Annotated in this window: 22 protein-coding genes and 1 pseudogene; 8 read left to right on the forward strand and 15 right to left on the reverse strand. The window is 67.1% G+C overall.

What is annotated here, in order from left to right; genetic code table 11:
* Window positions 1-134: 134 nt before the first annotated feature.
* From BXU08_RS16155 to BXU08_RS16185, 7 genes are all read right to left on the reverse strand, one after another.
* Window positions 135-494 carry a hypothetical protein gene (locus BXU08_RS16155; RefSeq protein ID WP_253190397.1) on the reverse strand — a complete coding sequence of 120 codons (360 nt, stop codon included), beginning with the start codon at window positions 492-494 and terminating at the stop codon, window positions 135-137.
* A gap of 77 nt (window positions 495-571) precedes the next feature.
* Window positions 572-2548, reverse strand: a complete 1977-nt coding sequence (gene ftsH, locus BXU08_RS16160) for an ATP-dependent zinc metalloprotease FtsH (RefSeq protein WP_077510981.1) — start codon at window positions 2546-2548, stop codon at window positions 572-574.
* Between the two features lie 79 nt (window positions 2549-2627).
* Entirely contained in the window at window positions 2628-3617 is a 990-nt protein-coding gene (gene tilS, locus BXU08_RS16165; protein WP_253190398.1) for a tRNA lysidine(34) synthetase TilS, read from the reverse strand.
* The gene (locus tag BXU08_RS16170) at window positions 3595-4530 is read right to left on the reverse strand and encodes a tol-pal system YbgF family protein (RefSeq protein ID WP_077510983.1); all 936 of its coding nucleotides are present in this window, start codon (window positions 4528-4530) and stop codon (window positions 3595-3597) included. The genes tilS and BXU08_RS16170 overlap by 23 nt, the downstream gene beginning before the upstream one ends.
* 80 nt (window positions 4531-4610) lie before the next feature.
* Window positions 4611-5495 carry a helix-turn-helix domain-containing protein gene (locus BXU08_RS16175; RefSeq protein ID WP_077510984.1) on the reverse strand — a complete coding sequence of 295 codons (885 nt, stop codon included), beginning with the start codon at window positions 5493-5495 and terminating at the stop codon, window positions 4611-4613.
* Window positions 5496-5605: 110 nt separating this feature from the next.
* Window positions 5606-7882, reverse strand: a complete 2277-nt coding sequence (gene ptsP / locus BXU08_RS16180) for a phosphoenolpyruvate--protein phosphotransferase (RefSeq protein ID WP_077510985.1) — start codon at window positions 7880-7882, stop codon at window positions 5606-5608.
* A 61-nt stretch (window positions 7883-7943) separates the two neighbouring features.
* Window positions 7944-8603 carry a hypothetical protein gene (locus BXU08_RS16185; protein WP_077510986.1) on the reverse strand — a complete coding sequence of 220 codons (660 nt, stop codon included), beginning with the start codon at window positions 8601-8603 and terminating at the stop codon, window positions 7944-7946.
* A 189-nt stretch (window positions 8604-8792) separates the two neighbouring features.
* Between BXU08_RS16185 and BXU08_RS16190 the strand changes: the two genes are divergently transcribed.
* On the forward strand, window positions 8793-9116 hold the full coding sequence (locus BXU08_RS16190; RefSeq protein ID WP_077510987.1) for a PadR family transcriptional regulator: 324 nt from the start codon (window positions 8793-8795) through the stop codon (window positions 9114-9116).
* On the forward strand, window positions 9116-10078 hold the full coding sequence (locus BXU08_RS16195; RefSeq protein WP_077510988.1) for a hypothetical protein: 963 nt from the start codon (window positions 9116-9118) through the stop codon (window positions 10076-10078). The genes BXU08_RS16190 and BXU08_RS16195 overlap by 1 nt, the downstream gene beginning before the upstream one ends.
* 17 nt (window positions 10079-10095) lie before the next feature.
* Here the strand turns inward: BXU08_RS16195 and BXU08_RS16200 are convergent, their stop codons facing one another.
* The 3 genes from BXU08_RS16200 to BXU08_RS16210 form a co-directional block, all read right to left on the reverse strand.
* Window positions 10096-11127: a nitronate monooxygenase family protein gene (locus BXU08_RS16200; protein WP_171982547.1), complete on the reverse strand. Its 1032-nt coding sequence runs from the start codon at window positions 11125-11127 to the stop codon at window positions 10096-10098.
* 49 nt (window positions 11128-11176) lie between these two features.
* On the reverse strand, window positions 11177-11923 hold the full coding sequence (locus BXU08_RS16205; RefSeq protein WP_253190399.1) for a hypothetical protein: 747 nt from the start codon (window positions 11921-11923) through the stop codon (window positions 11177-11179).
* Between the two features lie 120 nt (window positions 11924-12043).
* Window positions 12044-13324: an aspartate kinase gene (locus BXU08_RS16210; RefSeq protein WP_077510990.1), complete on the reverse strand. Its 1281-nt coding sequence runs from the start codon at window positions 13322-13324 to the stop codon at window positions 12044-12046.
* A gap of 58 nt (window positions 13325-13382) precedes the next feature.
* Here BXU08_RS16210 and ubiG point away from each other — a divergent pair, with 58 nt between their 5' ends.
* Window positions 13383-14114 carry a bifunctional 2-polyprenyl-6-hydroxyphenol methylase/3-demethylubiquinol 3-O-methyltransferase UbiG gene (gene ubiG / locus BXU08_RS16215; RefSeq protein ID WP_077510991.1) on the forward strand — a complete coding sequence of 244 codons (732 nt, stop codon included), beginning with the start codon at window positions 13383-13385 and terminating at the stop codon, window positions 14112-14114.
* A gap of 3 nt (window positions 14115-14117) precedes the next feature.
* Here the strand turns inward: ubiG and BXU08_RS16220 are convergent, their stop codons facing one another.
* From BXU08_RS16220 to BXU08_RS16235, 4 genes are all read right to left on the reverse strand, one after another.
* A complete protein-coding gene (locus BXU08_RS16220; protein ID WP_077510992.1) occupies window positions 14118-14672 on the reverse strand; it encodes a carbohydrate binding domain-containing protein in 555 nt (184 codons plus the stop codon).
* Window positions 14673-14755: 83 nt separating this feature from the next.
* Window positions 14756-15127, reverse strand: a complete 372-nt coding sequence (locus tag BXU08_RS16225; RefSeq protein ID WP_077510993.1) for a tRNA-binding protein — start codon at window positions 15125-15127, stop codon at window positions 14756-14758.
* A 9-nt stretch (window positions 15128-15136) separates the two neighbouring features.
* Window positions 15137-16147 carry an ATP-dependent DNA ligase gene (locus BXU08_RS16230; protein WP_077510994.1) on the reverse strand — a complete coding sequence of 337 codons (1011 nt, stop codon included), beginning with the start codon at window positions 16145-16147 and terminating at the stop codon, window positions 15137-15139.
* Between the two features lie 20 nt (window positions 16148-16167).
* A complete protein-coding gene (locus BXU08_RS16235; protein ID WP_077510995.1) occupies window positions 16168-16518 on the reverse strand; it encodes a GFA family protein in 351 nt (116 codons plus the stop codon).
* A gap of 95 nt (window positions 16519-16613) precedes the next feature.
* Between BXU08_RS16235 and nth the strand changes: the two genes are divergently transcribed.
* The 3 genes from nth to BXU08_RS16250 all read left to right on the forward strand — a co-directional run bounded on the left by nth (window position 16614) and on the right by BXU08_RS16250 (window position 19551).
* Window positions 16614-17297 (forward strand): endonuclease III, encoded by a 684-nt coding sequence (gene nth / locus BXU08_RS16240; protein WP_171982548.1) that lies wholly within the window; start codon window positions 16614-16616, stop codon window positions 17295-17297.
* Between the two features lie 31 nt (window positions 17298-17328).
* Window positions 17329-18024: a uracil-DNA glycosylase gene (gene ung / locus BXU08_RS16245; RefSeq protein WP_077512516.1), complete on the forward strand. Its 696-nt coding sequence runs from the start codon at window positions 17329-17331 to the stop codon at window positions 18022-18024.
* A gap of 84 nt (window positions 18025-18108) precedes the next feature.
* Window positions 18109-19551, forward strand: a complete 1443-nt coding sequence (locus tag BXU08_RS16250; RefSeq protein ID WP_077510997.1) for a S41 family peptidase — start codon at window positions 18109-18111, stop codon at window positions 19549-19551.
* A 96-nt stretch (window positions 19552-19647) separates the two neighbouring features.
* On the opposite strand, the pseudogene BXU08_RS16255 reads toward BXU08_RS16250, so the two are convergent.
* Window positions 19648-20007, reverse strand: a pseudogene (locus tag BXU08_RS16255) (response regulator); the annotation flags it as partial.
* A 36-nt stretch (window positions 20008-20043) separates the two neighbouring features.
* Between BXU08_RS16255 and BXU08_RS16260 the strand changes: the two are divergent.
* Together BXU08_RS16260 and BXU08_RS16265 are read left to right on the forward strand one after the other, a co-directional pair.
* Entirely contained in the window at window positions 20044-20310 is a 267-nt protein-coding gene (locus tag BXU08_RS16260) for a DUF3572 domain-containing protein (RefSeq protein ID WP_077510999.1), read from the forward strand.
* Window positions 20307-20942, forward strand: a complete 636-nt coding sequence (locus BXU08_RS16265; protein WP_077511000.1) for a hypothetical protein — start codon at window positions 20307-20309, stop codon at window positions 20940-20942. The genes BXU08_RS16260 and BXU08_RS16265 overlap by 4 nt, the downstream gene beginning before the upstream one ends.
* Window positions 20943-20948 lie beyond the last annotated feature (6 nt).

A 20948-nucleotide genomic window follows, 5' to 3' on the forward strand; every position in this document is an offset into this window, starting at 1 on the left:
AGCTCCGGCGGACAGCCGAAGTTGACGAAATTGACTTATCCGTCGCGCGCGAGGGCGATAGTCAGTTTCGCGAGCAAAGCTGGGGTTCGATCGCTGCGTCATTCCCGAACACAAGCAGACCAAATCCTACATTGCTACCGGCAAGGATAGGTGCGCTTCATATAGGCGTAGACCGCCGCCTTCATGCTCATGCCGCGCTTGGCCGGCGGGATCTTCTCGAGCTCGGCGAGCATCTGGCGCGGGCTGAGCCTGGGCTTGCCGGTTTCGGGCGGGCAGCTGTGGGGGGGCTTGCCTGCGGCGCGCGCCGCGCGCAGATCGGCGGTATAGGCCGCGCGGATCGCGGCGACTTCGCGCTTGAGCAGCTCGGCATCGGGCGACAGCACCGCCAGCGCGCCCTGCGCCTGCAGCGCCTTGGCCTTGGCGAGGAACTGCGCGACGCTCATCGCCTGCGCCGCGCTCGGCGCAACGAGCGCCAGGGCCGTCAGCACAGTCATTAGTCGCCGCATACGAAAAACCCTCCCGCGATTGCTCGGGGGAGGGCTAGACGCGACGCGTTTAACGTCAACTGAACTTACGCACCTTGCGGGGTGGGATTTCCAAACGGACCCTTGGGCTTGCGGATCTTGGGGATCGACGTGCCCGCCGCGGCGACCGGGCTCGCCTTGGCACCGGGATCCTCGCGGTCGAGATTCTCGCCTGCGATCAGCCGCTTGATCTCCTCGCCGGTCAGCGTCTCGAACTCTAGCAGCGCCTGCGCCAGGTTGTGGAGCTGATCGATATGATCGGTCAGCACCTGCTTGGCGCGGTTGAGCCCGCCTTCGACCAGCTTCTTGATCTCGCCGTCGATCAGCTGCGCCGTCTCGTTCGACATCGGCGCCGCACGGCTGCCGCCATACCCCAGATAGCTCTGCTCATCCTCGGCATATTCGAGCGGGCCGACCGCTTCGGACATGCCCCATTTGGTCACCATCGAGCGCGCCAGACGCGTAGCGGACTGGATGTCCGACGAGGCACCCGAGGATACGCGATCGTACCCGAAGATCAGCTCCTCGGCGACACGGCCGCCCATCGCGATCGAGAGATGCGCATACATCTGATCGCGGTGCATCGAGTTCTGGTCGCGCTCGGGCAGGCGCATCACCATGCCCAGCGCGCGGCCGCGCGGGATGATCGTCGCCTTGTGGATCGGGTCCGATGCGGGCTCGTGCATCGCGACGATGGCGTGACCGGCCTCGTGATAGGCGGTCATCCGCTTCTCGTCCTCGGTCATCAGCATCGACTTGCGCTCGGCGCCCATCATGACCTTGTCCTTGGCGTCCTCGAACTCGCTCATCGCGACGAGGCGCTTGCCGCGGCGCGCCGCGAGCAGGGCTGCTTCGTTGACGAGGTTCGCCAGATCGGCGCCCGAGAAGCCCGGCGTGCCGCGCGCGATGACGCGGGGATCGACGTCGGGTGCCAGCGGCACCTTCTTCATATGGACCGAAAGAATCTTCACGCGGCCTTCGATGTCCGGACGCGGCACCACGACCTGGCGATCGAAGCGGCCCGGACGCAGCAGCGCGGGATCGAGCACGTCGGGGCGATTGGTCGCCGCGATGATGATGATGCCTTCATTGGCCTCGAAGCCGTCCATCTCGACGAGCAGCTGGTTGAGCGTCTGCTCGCGCTCGTCATTCTGGTTGCCCAGGCCCGCGCCGCGCGAACGGCCGACGGCATCGATTTCGTCGATGAAGACGATGCACGGCGCCGACTTCTTGGCCTGTTCGAACATGTCGCGCACGCGGCTCGCGCCCACGCCGACGAACATCTCGACGAAGTCCGAACCCGAGATGGTGAAGAACGGCACGCCAGCCTCACCCGCGATCGCGCGGGCGAGCAGCGTCTTGCCGGTGCCGGGCGAGCCGACGAGCAGCGCGCCCTTGGGGATCTTGCCGCCCAGGCGGGCGAACTTGGTGGGATCGCGGAGGAACTCGACGATCTCCTGCAGCTCTTCGCGCGCTTCGTCGATGCCGGCGACGTCGTCGAAGGTGACCTTGCCTTCCTTCTGCGTCAGCAGCTTGGCGCGGCTCTTGCCGAAGCCCATCGCGCCGCTGCCCGAATTCTTCTGCATCTGGCGCAGCACGAAGAAGGCGATGCCGAGGAAGAGCAGGAAGGGGAGCGACTGATAGAGAATGTAGAACCAGACCGACGGCTGCTCCTCGGGACGCGCGTTGATCGCGACGCCCTTCTCGCGCAGCGTCGAGATCAGCTGGGGATCGTTGGGCGCATTGGTGCGGAAGCGCGCATCGCTGGAAAGCGTGCCCGAGACGGTGCTCGTGCCTGCCGAGCCCGCGGCGATGTTGACCGATTTGACTTCGCCGGCCTGAACCTTGTCGAGGAATGCCGAGTAGGACATCGCGTCGCCCGCGGCCTGGCCGCTCGGGCGATCGAACATCGTCACGAACAGCGCCAGCGCGGCAAGGATGCCCACCCAGATCAGGAGGCTCTTCATCCAGGGATTGCCGCCGCCGCCATTTTCGGGACCCTGCGGCTTGTTGTTATCGTTCATCGAGCTCGATACCTTTCGCCCATCCTAGATAGGCATGCCCAGGTTAATGGCAATGGAACAACAAGGCTCTTTGGGTCGATCAGTGTGATCGGCGCGCCGGAGCCTGGCTGAAACGCCATTCAGCATGTTTCGCGGAGGCTTTCACCCCCGCAATCGTACCGGTGCCGCCCGAAAGCAGCGTGGCGAGGAGATGGTCGAGGCTTTCGCCGCGTAGGGGAGGGGGCTCGGAGGCGAAGAAGCACCGTTGCTTGACCGACCGCTCCACCAGTCGTCGTAGCAGTTCATAGGGCAGGCCCGCCGGATCTAGATGCACGACCTCCGCCGTGATTCGGCTGCGCGCCTGCCACTCGCGCTCCGCCGCCCAGACCAGCGCGTCCTCGGCATGGCGCAGATTTGCCGCGGCGAACGCCAGCCGATCGGCGGGCAGCTCGGGCGATTCGGCGAGCAGCCTGCGGATGCGGGCGCGATCGAAGCGTGGGTCGCGATTCGAAGGGTCCTGCACCGGGACGACGCCGGCGGCGGTAACGATCGCTTCGAGTTCGGCGCGCGACCAGCCCAGCAGCGGACGGATCAGCGTCGCGCTTCCCAAGGGCCGCGCCGCCCGCATTGCCGCCAGCCCGCCCACGCCGGCACCGCGGCGCGCGCGCATGAGGAAGGTCTCGGCGACGTCGTCGCGCTGGTGCGCGGTCGCTACCCATGCATCGCCCGCCCATTCGGCCAGCAGGGCATAGCGCAGGGTGCGCGCACCTTCCTGGAGATTGCCCGCGGGGATCGCGCCAGTGAGGATAGCGTGCGGAACCCCGAGTTCGGCGCAGATTTGGCCGACTCGCCGTGCTTCGCCTGCCGCTTCGGGGCGCAATCCGTGATCGACCGTGGCGGCGATCACCAGCCCGGGAAAGGTTGCGGCGGCGAGCAACAGCAGGGCGAGGCTGTCCGCCCCGCCGGATACCGCCACTCCAAACTTATGTCCGGCATCGGGCGCGCGTCCGGCGACCGCCTCGAAATCGCGCCGGAAGCGCGCGATCTGCTCCGCCGGCGGCGTCAGCTCATTTGCACTTTTGCGCGACACGTCCCTCGGCAACGCCGGCCTTCATCTCCGCCGAAAGCCGCGCGCCATAGAGCTGGTCGAGCTCGGTATAGACCTTGCAGACTTCGCCCGCGGGCTTCTTCAGCTTGGTGAGCGCCTGGGCGAGGTAATAGAGGCTGTCCGGCGCGCGCTCGCCGTTCGGGTTCTTCTTGTAATTCTCGTAGAAGGCGACCGCGGCGAGGCTCGGCGCCCCTGCGTCGAGATAGGCGCGACCGAGCAGATTTTGCGAGAAGCTGGCGCGGCGATGCGTCGGATATTTGGTGACGACGCCTTCCAGCTCGCGGCGCGCTTCGGGATAGAGCTTGGCCTGCCACAGGCGGTAGCCATAGGTGTAGCCGTCCTCGGCCGGGTCACCGCTGCTCGGCTTGGCAACGGCGGCCACCTGTTGTGCGCGCGTGCCGGTCGGCTTGGGGGCGACCACTTCCTCGACGGGCGGGCGAGTCGGCCGGGTCGGGCGTGTCTCGCCGAGATCGACGGGGGCTATCACCGGAGTGCTGCCGCCGACGCTCGATGCGCCTTCCTCGAGTGCCTTGAGGCGCGCGTCAGTCGAGCGCTTATAGGCGTTGAACGCGTCTTCGAGCTGGCGGAGGCGATACTGATCCTGCTCGACCTGACCGGTCATCGACGTGACCTGGTTTTCCAGCGCGGCGACGCGCTGCGTGACATCGGCGATCGCGCTGCCGGAAGGCGTGCCGGGAATGTTGGTGTTGGTCTCGGGCACGATCTGCGGCTCGATCGTCTGGCCGGCGCCGCCGGGGAAGACCTTGCGCTGCACGGCGCGCATTTCGCGCTCGAGCCGGTCGACGCGGCCCTCGACCGCGCTGGACTGGGCATGGGCGACGCCGGTTCCGGCGATAAGGGCGGACAGAGCCGCGGCGGCCATCAGAGTACGCATTCGTCACACCCCCCGGTGCAGGATTTCGGGAAAAGGAACATCGCGCCGGTATAGCGGACGCCGCACGGCTGTCGCCAGCCTTAAGGTATCGCGGTGGTGTTGCCAGCCGGGGCGTCGCCGGGTGCGGCAGGCGGCGGTGACGACGCGGCGGGTTGCGGGCTCGGCCGGCCGGCGGGCGGCGATGCCGCGCCGGGCTGGCCGCGCGCCTGCAGCGCCGCGGCGCTCACTTCGGCTTCGACGGTTTCCACGCCGGTGCCGAGCGGCGCGACGGTCGAGCCGTTGAGCAGCACCTGCAGGCGATCGGGACGCCCGGTGCGGACGCGCGGGCGATCGGCGTCGGCGGGAACGTCATAGCGCTCGCCGGCGGCCATTTCCTTCTCGAACAGCCGCTTGCCGCTGGCATCGGTGACGCGCAGCCAGACCGTATCGACTGCGACCAGCGTGACCTGCCCGCCCGCGACCGGCGCGGCGGTCGGCACTGCGATCGTGTTGGACTCGGCGGCCGCCGCATTCTCGGTCGCGACTGCGCTCTCGGAAGGCGCGCCGCCGCGGAACCAGTCGGTGCCGTACCACAGCCCGACGCCGATCAGCACGAGCAGCGCGACGACCGCGCCCGTCCAGGCGATGCCGCTGGACGGTACGCGCGAACGTTCGTCGAAATCATAGGCGGGCGGCGGCGCCGGGCGCTCGGGCCGGTCGCCGATCTCGAGGCGCAGCTCGCGGCCGATCGCGACTTCGTCGACGCCGACGGCGCGCGCATAGGATTTGGCGAACCCCATCGAATAGGTGATCGAGGGCAGGCCGGCGAAGTTGGACTGTTCGATCGCTTCGAGATGACGCTGCGGGATGCGGGTACGGCTGGCGATCTCGCTCAGTTCGAGCTTCTGCGCCTCGCGCGCCGCACGCAGCTTCTCGCCCACGGTAGCGGGAAACAGCGTCGGGTTGTCGGCGTTTTCGCCTTCCATTCAAGACCTCCGGCGGAAGGGTTGCGGCCCTGATTGCTCCCGCCTTTCGGGCGGGTGTCCCTCAGGGCGCCGCCCCTGTCAACGCCGCCGCCGGCAAATCCGCCGAAAGATCAGGCCAGTTCGACCGAAGTTTCGGCCGCCCATGCGACCAGCGAATCGCGCAACGATCCGCGCGGCTCGGCAAGCAGCGTGGTCATAACCTCGATCAAGGTCGCGCGATCGAGCGAGCGGACCATCGCCTTGATCGGCCCCACTGCCGCCGGCGTGATCGAAAGCCGGTCGATGCCGAGCCCGATCAGCGCCATCGCCTCCAAAGGCCGTCCACCCATCTCGCCGCATACCGCCACCGGCACGTTCGCGGCATGGCACGCGTCGGTGACACGCTTGAGGAAGCGCAGGATCGACGGGCTCAGCCAGTCATAGCGCAGCGCCAGCTTGGGATGCGCGCGATCGGCGGCGAACAGGAACTGGGTGAGGTCGTTGGTGCCGATCGAGAGGAAATCGATCTTGGGCAGCAGGATATCGAGCACTTCGGCGAGCGCCGGCACTTCGAGCATCGCGCCATAGCGGATCTCGGTGGGCATCTTCTTGCCCCGCGCGGCCAGCCAGCCACGCTGCGCCTCGAACAGCTCGCGTGCCTGGTCGAATTCCCAGGGCTCGGAGACCATCGGGAACATGATGTTGAGCGTCTTGCCCGCGCCCGCCTCGATCAGCGCGCGCGCCTGCGCCTTCATCAGGCCATCGCGATCGAGCGCGAGGCGAAGCGCGCGCCAGCCCATCGCCGGATTCTCTTCCTCGCCGTCCTCGTCATGGTTGAGATAGGGCAGCGCCTTGTCACCGCCGATATCGACCGTGCGGAAGGTCACCGGGCGCTCGCCGGCGGCTTCGAGCACGTCCTTGTACAGCCGCCGCTGGGCCTCGCGCTGGGGCAAGGTCGCCGAGACGAGGAACTGGAATTCGGTGCGGAACAGCCCGATCCCGTCGGCCCCGGTCAGGTCGAGCGCGGCGAGATCGTCGCGCAGCCCGGCATTGACCATCACGGTGATGCGGTGTCCATCGGCCGTGATCGGCACTTCGCCGCGCAACTGGGCAAAGGCGGCGCGGCGCTTCTGGCTGAGCACCAGCTTGGCTTCGAACGCCTCCTGCATCGCGCTGGTCGGCCGGATGAACAGGCTCTCCTCGGCAGTGTCGAGCAGCAGCATGTCGCCCTCGGCGATCAGCCGGCGCACGTCGCGGACGCGGCCGAGCACGGGCACGCCCATCGCGCGCGCGACGATGGTAACATGCGCAGTGAGCGAACCTTCCTCGAGCACCACGCCCTTGAGGCGCCGGCGGTCATATTCGAGCAGTTCGGCCGGGCCGAGATTGCGCGCGATGAGGATCGAATCCTGCCGCAGGCCCATCTGCGCCGCGGTGCCGAGCTGGCCCGAGACGATGCGCAGCAGCCGGTTGGAGAGATCCTCCAGATCGTGCATCCGGTCGCGCAACAGCGCGTCGTCGATCTCGCGCATCCGCATCCGCGTACGCTGCTGGACGCGCTCGATCGCCGCCTCGGCAGTGAGGCCGGAGTCGATCGCTTCGTTGATCCGCCGGCTCCAGCCTTCGTCATACGCGAACATCTTGTAGGTCGCGAGGACCTCGTCATGTTCGCCGCCGCCGCCGAATTCGGCCTGGCTGGCCATGCGCTCGATCTGGTCGCGCATCTTGTCGAACGCGGCATAGACGCGGTGGCGCTCGACTTCGACATCCTCGGCGACGGTGTGTTCGATGGTGATGCGCGGCTGGTGGAACACCGCGACGCCCGCGGCCATCCCGTCGACCAGCTTGAACCCGGCCGCGCGCGATGCGGCGGTCGATTGCGGGCGCGTCGTCGCGCCGCCGGTCTGATCGACCAGATCGGCATTGGCGATCAGTTCGGAGAGCACCATCGCCACCGTCTGCAGCGCTTCGATCTCGACATCGGCATAGCGGCGCGGATCGGCATGCTGGACCGCGAGCACGCCCACCGAGCGCTCGCGGCGGATGATCGGCACCCCGGCAAAGCTGTGGAAGCGGTCCTCGCCGGTCTCGGGGCGATAGGCGAAGTCCGGGTGGCTCGCCGCCTCGTCGAGATTGAGCGTCTCGACATTGGCGGCGATCGTGCCGACCAGCCCCTCGCCGAGCGCCAGCTTGGTGACGTGCACCGCTTCCTGCGCCAGCCCGCGCGTGGCGAACAGTTCGAGCACGCCTTCGCGCAGCAGGTAGATCGAGCAGACCTCGCTATCGAGGACGGTGCCGATCACTTCGACGACGGCATTGAGCTTCGACTGCGCAGGCAGCCGTTTCGCCATCACGTCGTGAAGGCGCGTCAGGATTTCGCGGGCGGAGGCAGCGGCGGTGAGGGCCATGCCCTCGCGCTAACAGATTGCGTCGGCGCACGCCATTGCCGCTTGGAACCGGATCGGGCCCTTAGGGAACGAGCGTGCGCAGCCCCGCCGGAGCGGGATTCGACGCCATCTCGACCGGCGCGCGACCGCCCTGCCGCCAGGCGGCATGCGCCACGCGATACGCCTCGTACTCGCGGTAAAAGGCCGTGAACGGAGCCTCGAGCCGGGGCAGCGCCTCGCTGGCGAAATCGGCGAATTGCTGGGTCTCGACGGTCTCGGCGCGGGCGAGCACTTCGCGCGCGGCCGAGCAGAAGCCGTCATGCGCGGGCGGCTGGGCGAAGAAATTGTACACGCGCGTCATCTGGCGATCATGCTCGCTTTCCCAGGCCGCGCCGTGGCGCGCGCGATACTGGTCCTTCACGCCTGCATCCGCGGCGGCGAGCGTGTCGCGCTGCCGGCCGAGCAGGCGATTATAGGCGGCGACGGTCTGCGTCTCGGCGGCGTCGCGGCAGCCGAGCGCCGCGACGTTGAGCGCGGCGCGGACGTGCCAGCTGGTCTCGTCGCGGCTCAGCTTGCGGTTGGGGGTCAGATATTCGCCCTCGGCGTCGTGCGCCGGGATCGCCTGGTTCGGCGCGGCGCCCGCAGGCGGTGCCGGTGGCGCGTCCCAGCGCTGCGCCGCGGCCGGCGCCGCGATCGCCGTCAGGCCGGCAAGGGACAAAAGGACTCGTGCGAGAAGCTGCATGGAAACCACCCCGCCGATCGACGTGGAGAGTCACGCGCACCGGCCTCTCATTATAGAGAGTGCTGCAAATTCAGGTGCTTACCAAAGGGTTGAAGTGAACGATTCCGGGCATTGCATTTATACATACTATACGTCATACAGTGTGTGACACATACCATGTGAGACACTGCAGTGCCGATAGAAGACGACATGTTCGAAAAACTGCGCGTCGAGCTTCGGCGCGGTTCGCTGGTGCTGGCGGTGCTCGGGGCGCTGCGCGAGGAGCGCTATGGCTACACGCTGCGCACCAGCCTGGAGGATGCCGGGCTGCCGATCGACGAAGGCGCGCTGTATCCGCTGCTCCGCCGGCTCGAGGCGCAGGGGCTGCTGACCAGCGAATGGCGCGAGGAGGCCAAGCGCAACAAGCGTTTCTACCAACTCTCTCCCGCTGGCGTCGAAGTGCTCGCCCAGCTGCTCGGCGAATGGAACGCTATCTCGGAATCGATCCTGCGACTCACCGGAAAGGACAAGTGATGGACCTCATCGAACGTTATCTCGCGGCCGTCCGGCAGCATCTGCCCGCCGAAAAGGCCGACGACATCCTTGCCGAACTGCACGACGATCTGGCGACGCGGCAGGAGATCCGCGAAGAGCGGCTCGGCCGTCCGCTGCGCCGCGACGAGCTCTATGCACTGCTCAGGGAATTCGGCCATCCGCTGGTGATCGCCGCCCGCTATCGCCCGCACCAATATCTGATCGGGCCCGACATCTTTCCTTTCTACCTGTTCGCGCTGCGCGTGGTGCTGACGATCGGCGCGATCCTGCTGGTCGCGATCGGGGTGATCTCCGCGCTGCTGGGCGACCGCAACCTCGTCCAGATGTTCCTCGGCATCTTCGGTGATCTGTGGGGCTTCTTCTTCGGCGCGCTTGCGGTGGTGACGCTCGGCTTCGCGCTATTCGAACGGTTCGGGGGCCAAGTCGACCAGCTCTATCAATGGGTGCCCGAGCATCTCCCGGCGCCGCTCGCCCGGCGCAAGGGGCAGTGGGAGGCCGCGTTCGAAGTCGGCATCAGCATCGCCTTCCTGCTGTGGTGGACCGGCGCGATCGTTTTCCCCAGAATCGCGGCGACCAGCGAATTCCGCATCGAGCCCGCGGCGATCTGGGACCAATATTACCTGCCGATCCTGCTGCTCGCCTCGGCCCAGCTCGCGGTCAGCCTGGTGAAATGGTTGCTGCCGCGATTGTGGCGCATCCAGGCGCTGCTCTCGATCGCCGCGTCGGTGGTGACGATTGCGATCGCCGCAGGGCTCTATACGGTCGGCACCTGGGTAACCGTCGTCCCCACCGGCGCGACTGGCGACGTCGCCGGGCTGAACGAAAGCCTGAACCTCGCGGTCCGCATGACCCTGATCACAATGATGGTGATCATGGCGGTGCAGGCGCTGGGCGAGCTGTGGAAGCTCGCTCGTGGCAATCGCGCCGCGGCAGCGGCGTAGGGCCGCAATTTTACGCCCTAACCTGCGCGCTTTTCCAGTGCATGCGCCGCTTCGGCCATCAGCGTCGCGATGATCTCGGCGACCGGCTCTTCCTTCTTGACCATGCCGACCGACTGGCCGGCCATCACGCTGCCATGCTCGACATCGCCGTCAATCACTGCGCGGCGCAGCGCACCGGCCCAATAATGCTCGATCTGGAGCTGGGCTTCCATCATCTCGACCTTGCCCTCGTCGAGCAGCTGGGCGACTTCGCGCTGCTTGGCGGTGAACAGCTCGCCCGCCGCATTCTTGAGCGCGCGGACGGGGATCACGGGCAAGCGAGGGTCGATCTGGACGCTGGCAGTGGCGTCGCGGGCCGAAGCGCGGATGAATGCCTTCTTGAAGTTCGCATGCGCGATGCTTTCGGTCGCGCAGACGAAGCGCGTGCCGAGCTGGACGCCCGCCGCGCCCTGGTCGAGATAGCCGGCGATCGCCTCGCCGCGGCCGATCCCGCCGGCGACGAATACGGGGACCTGCTCGCTGACTTCGGGAAGGATCTCCTGCGCCAGCACGCTGGTCGAGACCGGGCCGATATGCCCGCCCGCTTCCATCCCCTCGACCACCAGCGCATCGACGCCGCTGCGGATCAGCTTCTTGGCGAGGCTGAGCGCCGGCGCGAAGCAGATCAGCTTGGCGCCGAATTCCTTGATCGCCTCCAGGCTGCCCGCCGGCGGCAGTCCGCCCGCGAGCACGACATGCGTGACATCGTGCTTCTTGCAGACGGCGATCAGGTCGAGCAGCATCGGGTGCATCGTGATCAGATTGACGCCGAAGGGCTTGTCGGTGAGCGCCCTGGTCCCGGCGATCTCCGCGTCGAGTTGCTCGGGGTTCATCGCGCCGCACGCGATCAGCCCGAAGCCGCCGGCATTGGACATCGCTGCGACGAGATTGCGCTCGCTCACCCACGACATCGCGCCGCACATGATCGCGACATCGCTGCCCAGAAATTCGCGTCCGCGCGCCATGCGGCGGGCCAGGCGCTCGGCGCCGATGCTGCTGTTCGTGTTCATTGTCAGCGACTAGCCTCGCAGGCGGTATCCGGGCAAGCCGGAACGCAGTTCATTCGTTGCCGGGGTTCCCGGCGCCGGGGGCGCGACGCTCGGTGATGGTGTAGGTGATCCGGATCCCGACCCAGGTGCCGATCATCTCCTTGCCGCCGACGCGCGGCGCGCGCACGCGGAACTGGAAGGCCGCCTGCCGCACCGACCCGGCATAGCCCGAGCCCCGCGGCGCTTCGCCGAGCTCCTGGCAATCTTCCACCTGGTGATTGGAGATGACCCGGCAGGCGATATAGCCCCAGCCGGGCCGATTGAGCGCACGGCTAGAAATATAGGGCCGTAGTTCGGCGTCGGTCGGCGGCCGGCGATACCATTCGGCTGCATAGAGCGGTTCGCCATTGGGTGCCTTGCCCACGATTGCGGTATCGCCGGTGCGGCTTCCACCTGTCGCCTCGCCTTCGCCCGCGTCCGCTGCGGACGGCGGGCCGGGCTTCATTCCCTTGATATCGGCTGCGGCATAGTCACGCCGGGTCATGCGGATGAACGTCTCGGGAACCGGCGCGGCGGGCGGTTCGGGTGGAGTCTCGATCGGCTTGGGTTGGACTTCGCGCGCCTTTTCCCTGCCGTCGCTCTTTGCCGCCGCCTTTTTCTGCTCGGTGCGCTGCGGCTGTTCGGTCTCGCCCGGAACAGTATCGACGCCGAATACCGTCGTAGTCGGTGGCGGCTTCTTATCGACCAGCGCTGGCGCCATGAACCACAGCAGCAGTGCCAGCCCCAGCTCTACGACGAGCGCCAGGACGAACGCCACGCCTCGCTCTCCCAGCGACGCGCGCAGCCGTTCGGAAGCGCTCGGGCGCGATGCGGGGGATTCGGTTACGGGCAAGGCACCGCGATCGATGCCTTGGGCATGCGGCGGAAAAATGTCAGCTCAGGCGGCTTCGTCTTCCGCGTCGAGCCCGTACGCAGTGTGCAGCACGCGCACCGCCAGCTCGGTCTCGTCCTCGTTGATCAGCACCGAGACCTTGATCTCGCTGGTGGTGATCGCCTGGATGTTGATCCCGCGCGCGCCGAGCGTGTTGAACATCGTCGCGGCGACGCCGGCATGGCTGCGCATGCCGACGCCGACCACCGAGATCTTGGCAACGCGGGTGTCCTGTAGCAGTTCGGCAAAGCCGATCTCGCTTTTGGACTGGTTGAGCGTCTCGATCGAGCGGGCGAGGTCCGCCGCGGGCACGGTGAAGGTCACGTCGGTCGCACTCGCCGAACCCGCGCTCTGGTGCGCGATGTTCTGAATGATCATGTCGACGTTGATGTTGGCTTCGGCCAGCGGCGTGAAGATCGAGGCGACCGCGCCGGGCTTGTCGGGCACCGCGACCAGCGTGATCTTGGCTTCGTTCTTGTCGTGCGCGATGCCCGTGATGAGCTGGCTTTCCACGTCCTGAATCTCCTCTTCGCCCACGATCATCGTTCCGGGCAATGTGTCCGCCATCGGCGCGGTGTCGCCGGTGAACGACGACAGCACCTGGACGCGGACCTGTTCCTTCATCGCCAGCCCCACCGATCGCGTCTGGAGCACCTTGGCTCCGACGCTGGCGAGCTCCAGCATCTCTTCGTAGGTGACTTTCTTGAGCTTGCGGGCGCGCGGCACGATGCGCGGGTCGGTGGTGTAGACCCCGTCGACATCGGTGTAGATGTCGCAACGATCGGCCTTCACTGCGGCCGCTACTGCCACTGCCGAGGTGTCGGAGCCGCCGCGGCCCAGCGTGGTGATCCTGTTGCTTCCGTCGTCGGTCACGCCCTGGAAGCCCGGGATCACCGCGACTTCGCCGCGCGACCAGCCTTCTTCGAGACCGGCGAAATCGATCGACTGGATGCGCGCCTTGGCGTGTGCGGCATCGGTGTGGATTGCCACCTGCGAACCGAGCCACGAGCGCGCCGGCACGCCGATCGCCTGGAGCGCGACGGCGAGCAGCCCGCTGGTGACCTGCTCGCCGCTGGAGACGACCACGTCATATTCGCGCGGATCGTAGAGCGAGCTCGCCTCGCGGCAGAAATTGACCAGCCGGTCGGTGTCGCCGGCCATCGCCGAGACGACCACCGCGATCTGATTGCCTGCATCCCATTCGCGTTTGATGCGCGCGGCCACACTGCGGATCCGCTCGATGCCGGCCATCGAGGTGCCGCCGAACTTCATCACGATGCGTGCCATGTCGGGTGCTTGTTTTCCGGGCCTTGGGAAGGATGAGGCGGCCTGATAGGAGGCGGCCATGGCGAACGCAACCAAAGCAACTATTGACCCGAGTGAAGCTGAGCATTTCGGCAGGCTCGCCGCCGACTGGTGGAATCCCAAGGGTTCGTCGGCGATGCTCCACCGGTTGAACCCGGCGCGGCTGGCCTATGTCCGCGACGTCGTGGATGCGCATTTCGACGGCGACGGCATGTCGTTCGCGCCGCTGGCGGGCAAGACCGCGCTCGACGTCGGCTGCGGCGCCGGGCTGCTCGCCGAGCCGCTCGCCCGAATGGGGGCCAAGGTCACCGGTCTCGATGCCGCGCCCGAGAATATCGGCGCCGCGCGCGCCCACGCCGCCGCGGTCGGCCTCGACATCAACTATGTTGCCGGCGGGATCGAGGACTTGCCCGGCCGCACCTTCGATCTCGTCACGTCGATGGAAGTGATCGAGCATGTCTCGAACCCCGCCGCCTTCGTCGCCGGGCTGGCCGAGGCGCTGGCGCCCGGCGGGCTGATGATCCTCTCCACGCCCAACCGCACTGCACTGTCACGCCTCGCAATGATCACCCTGGGCGAGGGCAGTGGCGCGATCCCCAGGGGCACGCACGACTGGCAGCAATTCCTCACCCCCGACGAACTCACGGCACTGCTCGAAGCGGCAGGGCTACAAGTCGGCGACCTGCGCGGCCTGGGCTTCTCCCCGGCGCGCGGCTTCGTGCTCAGCGACGATACCAGCCTCGACTATCTGGTCACTGCACGCCGCGCCTGACCGCTATTGCCCCATGTCGAGCACTGCGACGGGGCCAATATCGATCACCTGCCTGCCGGTGTTGAGATGGAGCGCGGCGCCGATCGCGCCGACGCCATAGTCCTTGTCGACCTTGCCCGAGAATTGGAGGAGCTTCCATTCGGGGGTGACGTCGAACGGCTTGCCGAACAGCGCGGTGTAAGGCGCGCTCGAAAGCTGGAGCTGGGCGTTGATCTTCGCGGCGGGCGCGTCGCCTTTGCTAAGCCGGGCGTAGAAGACGACGACCAGCTTGTCGCCCGTCTTGACCGGCTTGATCAGCGGCACGTTGACGCCGACGCTCCACGGATCGCCGCCGCCGGTCACCGGGACGCGCAGCGCCTTGCCGCCCTGGACGTTCTTGTCGCTCACCACCTTGGGCGGGGGCGTAACGCCATAGGCCTGGAAGCTCGCGGGATTGGGGTTGGTGACCACCTTCTCGGCGAGCGCGTCCTCGCTCGATTGCGCGTCCTGTGCGATACCCGGCACGGCGAACAGCGCAGGCAGCGCCGCCCCCAGCGCGATTGCGATCCGCAAGTTCATGATTCCCCCTCCTTATATTTGAAGGAGAGACTATGCGGTGCGCGGCCGCCGTCAACGGCAAAACGGTTGGCGCTAACCTGGATTTAAAAGAGCCTGCCGCCATTCGGCACCGCGGTGGTCGGCCGGAAGAGAACGACCTTGCCCTCGGCATCGGGAAAACCGAGCGTCAGCACTTCGGACATCACCGGCCCGATCTGCCGTGGGGGGAAGTTGACCACCGCCGCCACCTGCATCCCGGGCAGCTCGTCGAGGCGGTAATGCTCGGTGATCTGCGCCGAGGACCGCTTGCGGCCGATCACCGGCCCGAAATCGATCAGCAGCTTGTAGGCGGGCTTGCGCGCCTCGGGAAACGGCAGCGCCTCGACGATCGTGCCGACGCGGATGTCGACGGCGAGGAACTGGTCGAAGCCGATCGTATCGGCGGGCAGGGCGGAAGGGTCGTGATTCACGTGCATGCCGCGCCCTTATCGCGCCGGCCCTGCCTCCGCCAAGGCTGCCTCGACGATCTCCGGCCGGGCCTCCTCGCCCAGTTGCTCCATCGTGCATTGACGTGGTGCCTTGTCGGGACGCCAGCGCAGGAAGCCGGTGCCGTGACGAAAGCGGCGGTTGGTGACATGGTCGTAGCGCACCTCGGCGACGAGTTCGGGGCGAAGCGGTTGCCATTCGGCGGAGCGCTCGGTCGACCAGCGGCTCGGTCCGCCCGGCGCATCGCCAGTGAAGCCGGGCGCTTCGACCAGCGCTTCCAGTTGCCCGGTCAGTACGGGTCGATCGGCGGCGGCGATCGCCGACGTGAAGCCGACATGATGGAGCAGCCCGGCATCGTCGTAGAGCCCGAGGAGCAGCGAGCCGACTTCGCGCTTTTTGGCCGCATAGCGAAAGCCGCCGACCACGCAGTCGGCGGTGCGCAGCCGCTTGACCTTGAGCATCGCCCGCTCGCCTGCCCGGTAGACGTCGTCGCGGCGCTTGGCGATCACGCCGTCGAGCGCACCGCCCGAGGCGTCGAGCCAGCGCTGGGCGACCATACGGTCTTGGGTCAATGGCGACAGGCGCAGCGTGGCCGAGCGATGTCGCGCATGAAATGCCTCCAGCGCCGCGCGGCGTTCTGCCAGCGAGCGGCCGTCGAGCGCGCCTTGCTCCGACCACAGGCAATCGAACAGCATCAGCCGCGCCGGAGTCTCGGCGGAGAGCTTGCGGATGCGGCTCTCGGCGGGATGCAGCCGCATCTGCAGCGCGCCGAACGACAGGCTGGTGCCGACCGGGATCAGCAATTCGCCGTCGAGCACGATGCGCTCGACGGGCAGCGCAGCGATTGCCGCCGCCACTTCGGGGAAGTAGCGCGCCAGTGGCTTGCCCGATTTGGAGATCAGCGCGACATCCTCGCCCTGCTTGAACACCAGACAGCGAAACCCGTCCCATTTGGGCTCGAACTGCCAGCCATCGTCGTCGGGGAGCACCTCGACGAGCCTGGCCTCCATGGGCTCGATGTCGTCGGGGCTCAGCTGCTCGCCCCGTCATAATGCGTGACCTCGAGCGTATCGAGGTCGATGCCATCGGCGCAGCGCAGGTTGATTTCGACCATCGGCTTGCCGTCGGGGCCGACGCCCTCGGCAAACGGCGCCGCGCCGCACGTCTTGCAGAAGTGATGCCCGATCACATGCTTGTTGAACTTGTACGTGGCGACGTCGTCGCGCGTGCCGTTCAGCGTGAATTTGTCGGGCGTGGTAAAATGGTGGAGCGAGGCCTTGCGCCGGCAGATCGAGCAATTGCACGCCAGCGCCGTGGCGGGCGGATCCTCATCCACCGTATAGGCGATCGCGCCGCAATGGCAGCTTCCGGTGAACGGCATCTCATCTCTCCCTGGTCGGTAAACGTCCCTGCGCGCAGCATGATCCGTCGGCTGCGCCATTGCGAATGTTCTTCGTATGTTCTAAATTGCTTCTCATGCAAACGGGTTTCGGGTTCAATGGACACGACGATCTCGCCCACTGGCATGCGTTGCTGGCCCCGGTGGGTGCGGTGGCCGGCCCGTTGCCGCGCCGTTCGCCGATCGGGGCGTTGATCAAGTCGATGATCAGTGGACGGACGCGGGATGCCGTCTCGCTCGCGGCCTATGACTGCCTGGTCGGCGCGTTCGGGACGCCCGGGCGGGTGCTGGCGGCGGGCCGCGACGAAGTGTTGCGCTGCATCGGCGCAGTCACCCATGCCGAGGACAAAGCCGGCTATGTCGTCGACTCGCTTGGCCGGATCGCGGCGGAGCGCAGGAGCTTCGACTTGTCCTTCCTCGGCGTGCCGCCGGTCGGCGAGGCGCTCGCCTGGCTCGAGCGGCTACCCGGAGTCGGTCGCAAGGTCGCCGCCGCGACGCTCAACGGCAGCACGCTCGATCGCCCGGTATTGATCGTCGACAGCCATGTCCTGCGCGTGCTCCAGCGGCTGGGCTTCGTGCACCGGCACGCCGAGGCTCGTGCGGCCAGCGAAGCGGTGACCGCGGCGATGCCCGAATGGCAGGGCCGTGACTTTCTCGACTTCCACATCGCCACCAAGAAGCTCGGCCAGACGCTCTGCCGTTTCGACGCGCCCGCATGCGAACGCTGCCCGCTTCGCGCCGATTGCCGCGCGCATTGTTGACAGCATGGCCCGGCTTTCCGACACGAAGGCGATGGGCGAGGTCAAACTACATCCAAGCTGGCGCGAACCGCTGAAGGGCGAGTTCGCCGACCCGTATATGGAGACGCTCAAGGCGTTCCTCGTCGCCGAGAAGGCTGCGGGCAAGCGCATCTTCCCCGCGGGTGGCGAGTGGTTCCGCGCGCTCGACCTGACGCCGCTCGAACAGGTACGCGTCGTCATCCTCGGCCAGGACCCCTATCATGGCGAGGGGCAGGCGCACGGGCTGTGCTTCTCGGTCAAGCCCGGCGTCCGGACGCCGCCGAGCTTGGTGAATATCTACAAGGAGATGGAGGCCGATCTCGGCATCCCGCGCGCGCGGCACGGCTTTCTCGAACATTGGGCGGAACAGGGCGTGCTGCTGCTCAACGCCGTGCTAACCGTGCAGATGAGCATGGCCGCGTCGCATCAGGGGCGCGGCTGGGAGCGGTTCACCGACGCCGTGATCCGGCTGGTCAATGCCAAGCCCGAGCCGGTGGTGTTTCTGCTCTGGGGTAGCCACGCGCAGAAAAAGGCGGCGTTCGTCGATTCGATCGACAAGGGCGGCCGGCATCTGGTGCTCAAGGCGCCGCATCCCTCGCCGCTTTCCGCGCATTCGGGGTTCTTCGGCAGCCGGCATTTCTCGAAGGCGAACGAATTTCTGGCCAGCCACGGCCAGAAGCCGATCGATTGGGCGCTGCCCGATCTGTGACTGTGGTCACCCGCCGTTAATCCCCGGGCTGGCACGGCACGAAAACTCTGCTAAGTATCTGCGCAATCTAGGAAAGATTTGACGATGCGGGTGCCCGTTTCTGCCGTGCTGAGCCTGGCGATGATCCTTTCGGCGTGCGGCGGCGGAGGCGGCGGCAGTGCCGGCTCGATCATGACGCCGCCGGTGACCGGGGCGACGCCCACGCCGAGCCCGACGACCGCCACCTGCTCGCTGCGCGCGCGGCAGGATTGGGCGGCGGCGCAGCTGAACGAATGGTATCTGTTCCCCGAGACGCTGCCCGCCAGCCTCAGCCCCGCGCCCTATGCCAATGTCGGCGATTATGTCGACGCGCTCACCGCCACCGCACGGGCGCAGGGGCGCGACCGTTATTTCACTTATGTCACCTCGATTGCCGAGGAGAATGCCTATTATGCCTCCGGCTCCAGCGCGGGCTTCGGCTTCCGTCTCTCTTATGATTCGGCGGCCAACCGCGTGTTCGTCGCCGAGGCATTCGAGGGCACGCCGGCGCTGAACGCAGGAATCGATCGAGGCACCGAGATCGTCGCGATCGGCACCGGCGCCGCCGATCTCCGCACCGTCAGCGCGATCATGGCGAGCCAGGGCGCCGCGGGCGTGACCGAAGCGCTCGGGCCCACCACTGCCGGCACGACGCGCGTGCTGCGGGTGAGCGATGCCGCGGGCACCCGCGAGGTCACCGTCGCCAAGGCCGATTATGTGCTGACGCCGGTATCGTCGCGTTACGGCGCCAAGATTCTCGACGATGGCGGGCGCAAGGTCGGTTATCTCAACCTGCGCACCTTCATCTCGACTGCCGATCCGGCGCTGCGTGCGGCCTTCGCGCAGTTCAAGGCGGCGGGCGTTACCGAAGTGATCGTCGACCTGCGCTACAATGGCGGCGGGCTCGTCTCGATCGCCGAGCTTATGGGCGACCTGATGGGCGCCAATCGCGCGACCAGCGATGTGTTCAGCTACACCAGCTTCCGGCCCGAGAAATCGGCGCAGAACGACACCCGCTTCTTCCAGCCCAAGACCGAATCGATCGCGCCGACTCGCCTGGCCTTTATCGGCACCGGCGGCACTGCCTCGGCGAGCGAGCTCGTCGTCAACGCCTTCATTCCGTATCTCCATGCCAATGCGGCGCTGATCGGCACCAACACCTATGGCAAGCCGGTCGGGCAGATCGCGATCGACCGGGCAGCGTGCGACGATCGCCTGCGGGTGATCGCCTTCGCGACTCAGAATGCCGCGCGCCAAGGCAATTATTTCAGCGGCCTCGCCGGCACCGTCGAGGCGAGCTGCCGCGCGGGCGACGACATCGCCTATCCGCTGGGCGATGCGCGCGAAGCTTCGACCAGGGCGGCGCTCGATTTCCTCGCGGGGCGCAGCTGCACCGCGATCTCGGCGGGCGGACAGTCCACGCTGGCACTACGTAACGCTGCCCCGCGCGAACTGCTCACGCCGGCGCGGCCGAGTACCGCCCAGCGCGAAGTGCCCGGAGCCTTCTGAGGCTCAGGTTTCAGGCGTCTCTTCCGAAGGCGGGACCTCGGCGGGCTGGGGCTCGTCGGCAATTTCGGGTTCGGGCTCGGGCTCCGAGTCGGGCGGAATCAGCGCGCGGACTTCTTCCATGAAGCGCACCAGCGAGATCGGCTTGGAAACATAGGCGTTGGCGCCCGCCGCGCGGATGCGGTCCTCGTCCTCGCGGCCGGCATAGGCGGTGACTGCCATGATCGGAATCGCGCGGAGTCCCGCGTCGAGCTTCATCTCGCGGATCAAATCGAAGCCGGTGACGTGCGGCATCTGGATGTCCATCACGATCAGGTCGGGTGCGAACTCATGCGCCTTGGCCACGGCCTCGCGCCCGTCGACCACCGGCTCCGCGGCAAAATCGTGCGCGCGCAGCAGATCGCAGAAGAGCTTCAGATTGAGTTCGTTGTCCTCGACAACGAGAACCCTTTTTGCCACGCGCTGACCTCGTTCAAGTTGGAGACGGTTTAGGCGATGCCGATGGCGGAAACAAACGCAGAGGCGATTGCGCTCCAAGCTTTGGTCTGGACGCTCGGCGATCCGGCACGCGCCTCGCGATTGCTGGACCTTACCGGCCTCGATCCAGGCGAGCTTCGCGAGCGCGCCGGCGAGCCTGCATTGCTCGCCGCGACGCTGGGTTTCCTCGAGTCGTACGAGCCGGATCTGGTTGCCTGCGCCGACGCGCTGGGCGTTGCGCCGACCGATCTCGTCGCCGCACGAAGCAAGCTGGAGCGCGCATGAAACCTCTGTTGATCACCGATTGCGACGAAGTCCTGCTTCACATGGTCCGCCATTTCGGCAGCTGGCTGGACGAGGCGCACGACATTGATTTCCTTCCCAACGGCGGCGATTTCGCCACGTCGATGCGGCGCCGCGCGGATCAAGCCTTGGTCGAGCGCGAGCAGATGTGGGCGCTGCTCGACGGCTTCTTTCCCGAGCAGATGGACCGCCAGACGCTGGTCCCGCATGCCCGCGAGGCTTTGGCGGCGCTTGCCGAGCATGCCGAGATCATCGTGCTGACCAATCTGGGCGATCATTGCCGCGACCATCGCATCGCCCAGCTCGCCACGCACGGCATCGCCCACCGAGTCGAATGCAATCAGGGTCCCAAGGGACCGCCGGTGGCGAAGCTGGTCGCAGAGATGGGCGCGCCGGTCGCCGTGTTCGTAGATGATCTCGCGGTCCACCACGAATCGGTCGCGAAGCACGCCCCGCATGTCCATCGTCTGCACATGATCGCCGAGCCCAGCCTGGCGCCCAGCGTCCCGCCCGCGCCGCACGCAAATGCGCGGATCGACGATTGGAGCGAGGCGCTAGGCTGGATCGAGGCGCGCTTTGCCGCGGGCTTGACCGCCGATGCCGCGAATGGTTGAGCACGG

Origin of the sequence: Sphingomonas sp. LM7 (assembly GCF_002002925.1) — a bacterium.
In the GTDB taxonomy this organism is placed as follows: domain Bacteria; phylum Pseudomonadota; class Alphaproteobacteria; order Sphingomonadales; family Sphingomonadaceae; genus Sphingomonas.

Bases quoted from the DNA above. Each gene is read 5' to 3' on its own strand.
- BXU08_RS16155 (WP_253190397.1), bottom strand. From the start codon at position 494: ATGACTGTGCTGACGGCCCTGGCGCTCGTTGCGCCGAGCGCGGCGCAG.
- ftsH (WP_077510981.1), bottom strand. From the start codon at position 2,548: ATGAACGATAACAACAAGCCGCAGGGTCCCGAAAATGGCGGCGGCGGC.
- BXU08_RS16170 (WP_077510983.1), bottom strand. From the start codon at position 4,530: ATGCGTACTCTGATGGCCGCCGCGGCTCTGTCCGCCCTTATCGCCGGA.
- BXU08_RS16175 (WP_077510984.1), bottom strand. From the start codon at position 5,495: ATGGAAGGCGAAAACGCCGACAACCCGACGCTGTTTCCCGCTACCGTG.
- ptsP (WP_077510985.1), bottom strand. From the start codon at position 7,882: ATGGCCCTCACCGCCGCTGCCTCCGCCCGCGAAATCCTGACGCGCCTT.
- BXU08_RS16185 (WP_077510986.1), bottom strand. From the start codon at position 8,603: ATGCAGCTTCTCGCACGAGTCCTTTTGTCCCTTGCCGGCCTGACGGCG.
- BXU08_RS16190 (WP_077510987.1), top strand. From the start codon at position 8,793: ATGTTCGAAAAACTGCGCGTCGAGCTTCGGCGCGGTTCGCTGGTGCTG.
- BXU08_RS16195 (WP_077510988.1), top strand. From the start codon at position 9,116: ATGGACCTCATCGAACGTTATCTCGCGGCCGTCCGGCAGCATCTGCCC.
- BXU08_RS16200 (WP_171982547.1), bottom strand. From the start codon at position 11,127: ATGAACACGAACAGCAGCATCGGCGCCGAGCGCCTGGCCCGCCGCATG.
- BXU08_RS16210 (WP_077510990.1), bottom strand. From the start codon at position 13,324: ATGGCACGCATCGTGATGAAGTTCGGCGGCACCTCGATGGCCGGCATC.
- ubiG (WP_077510991.1), top strand. From the start codon at position 13,383: ATGGCGAACGCAACCAAAGCAACTATTGACCCGAGTGAAGCTGAGCAT.
- BXU08_RS16220 (WP_077510992.1), bottom strand. From the start codon at position 14,672: ATGAACTTGCGGATCGCAATCGCGCTGGGGGCGGCGCTGCCTGCGCTG.
- BXU08_RS16225 (WP_077510993.1), bottom strand. From the start codon at position 15,127: ATGCACGTGAATCACGACCCTTCCGCCCTGCCCGCCGATACGATCGGC.
- BXU08_RS16230 (WP_077510994.1), bottom strand. From the start codon at position 16,147: ATGGAGGCCAGGCTCGTCGAGGTGCTCCCCGACGACGATGGCTGGCAG.
- BXU08_RS16235 (WP_077510995.1), bottom strand. From the start codon at position 16,518: ATGCCGTTCACCGGAAGCTGCCATTGCGGCGCGATCGCCTATACGGTG.
- nth (WP_171982548.1), top strand. From the start codon at position 16,614: ATGCAAACGGGTTTCGGGTTCAATGGACACGACGATCTCGCCCACTGG.
- ung (WP_077512516.1), top strand. From the start codon at position 17,329: ATGGGCGAGGTCAAACTACATCCAAGCTGGCGCGAACCGCTGAAGGGC.
- BXU08_RS16250 (WP_077510997.1), top strand. From the start codon at position 18,109: ATGCGGGTGCCCGTTTCTGCCGTGCTGAGCCTGGCGATGATCCTTTCG.
- BXU08_RS16260 (WP_077510999.1), top strand. From the start codon at position 20,044: ATGCCGATGGCGGAAACAAACGCAGAGGCGATTGCGCTCCAAGCTTTG.
- BXU08_RS16265 (WP_077511000.1), top strand. From the start codon at position 20,307: ATGAAACCTCTGTTGATCACCGATTGCGACGAAGTCCTGCTTCACATG.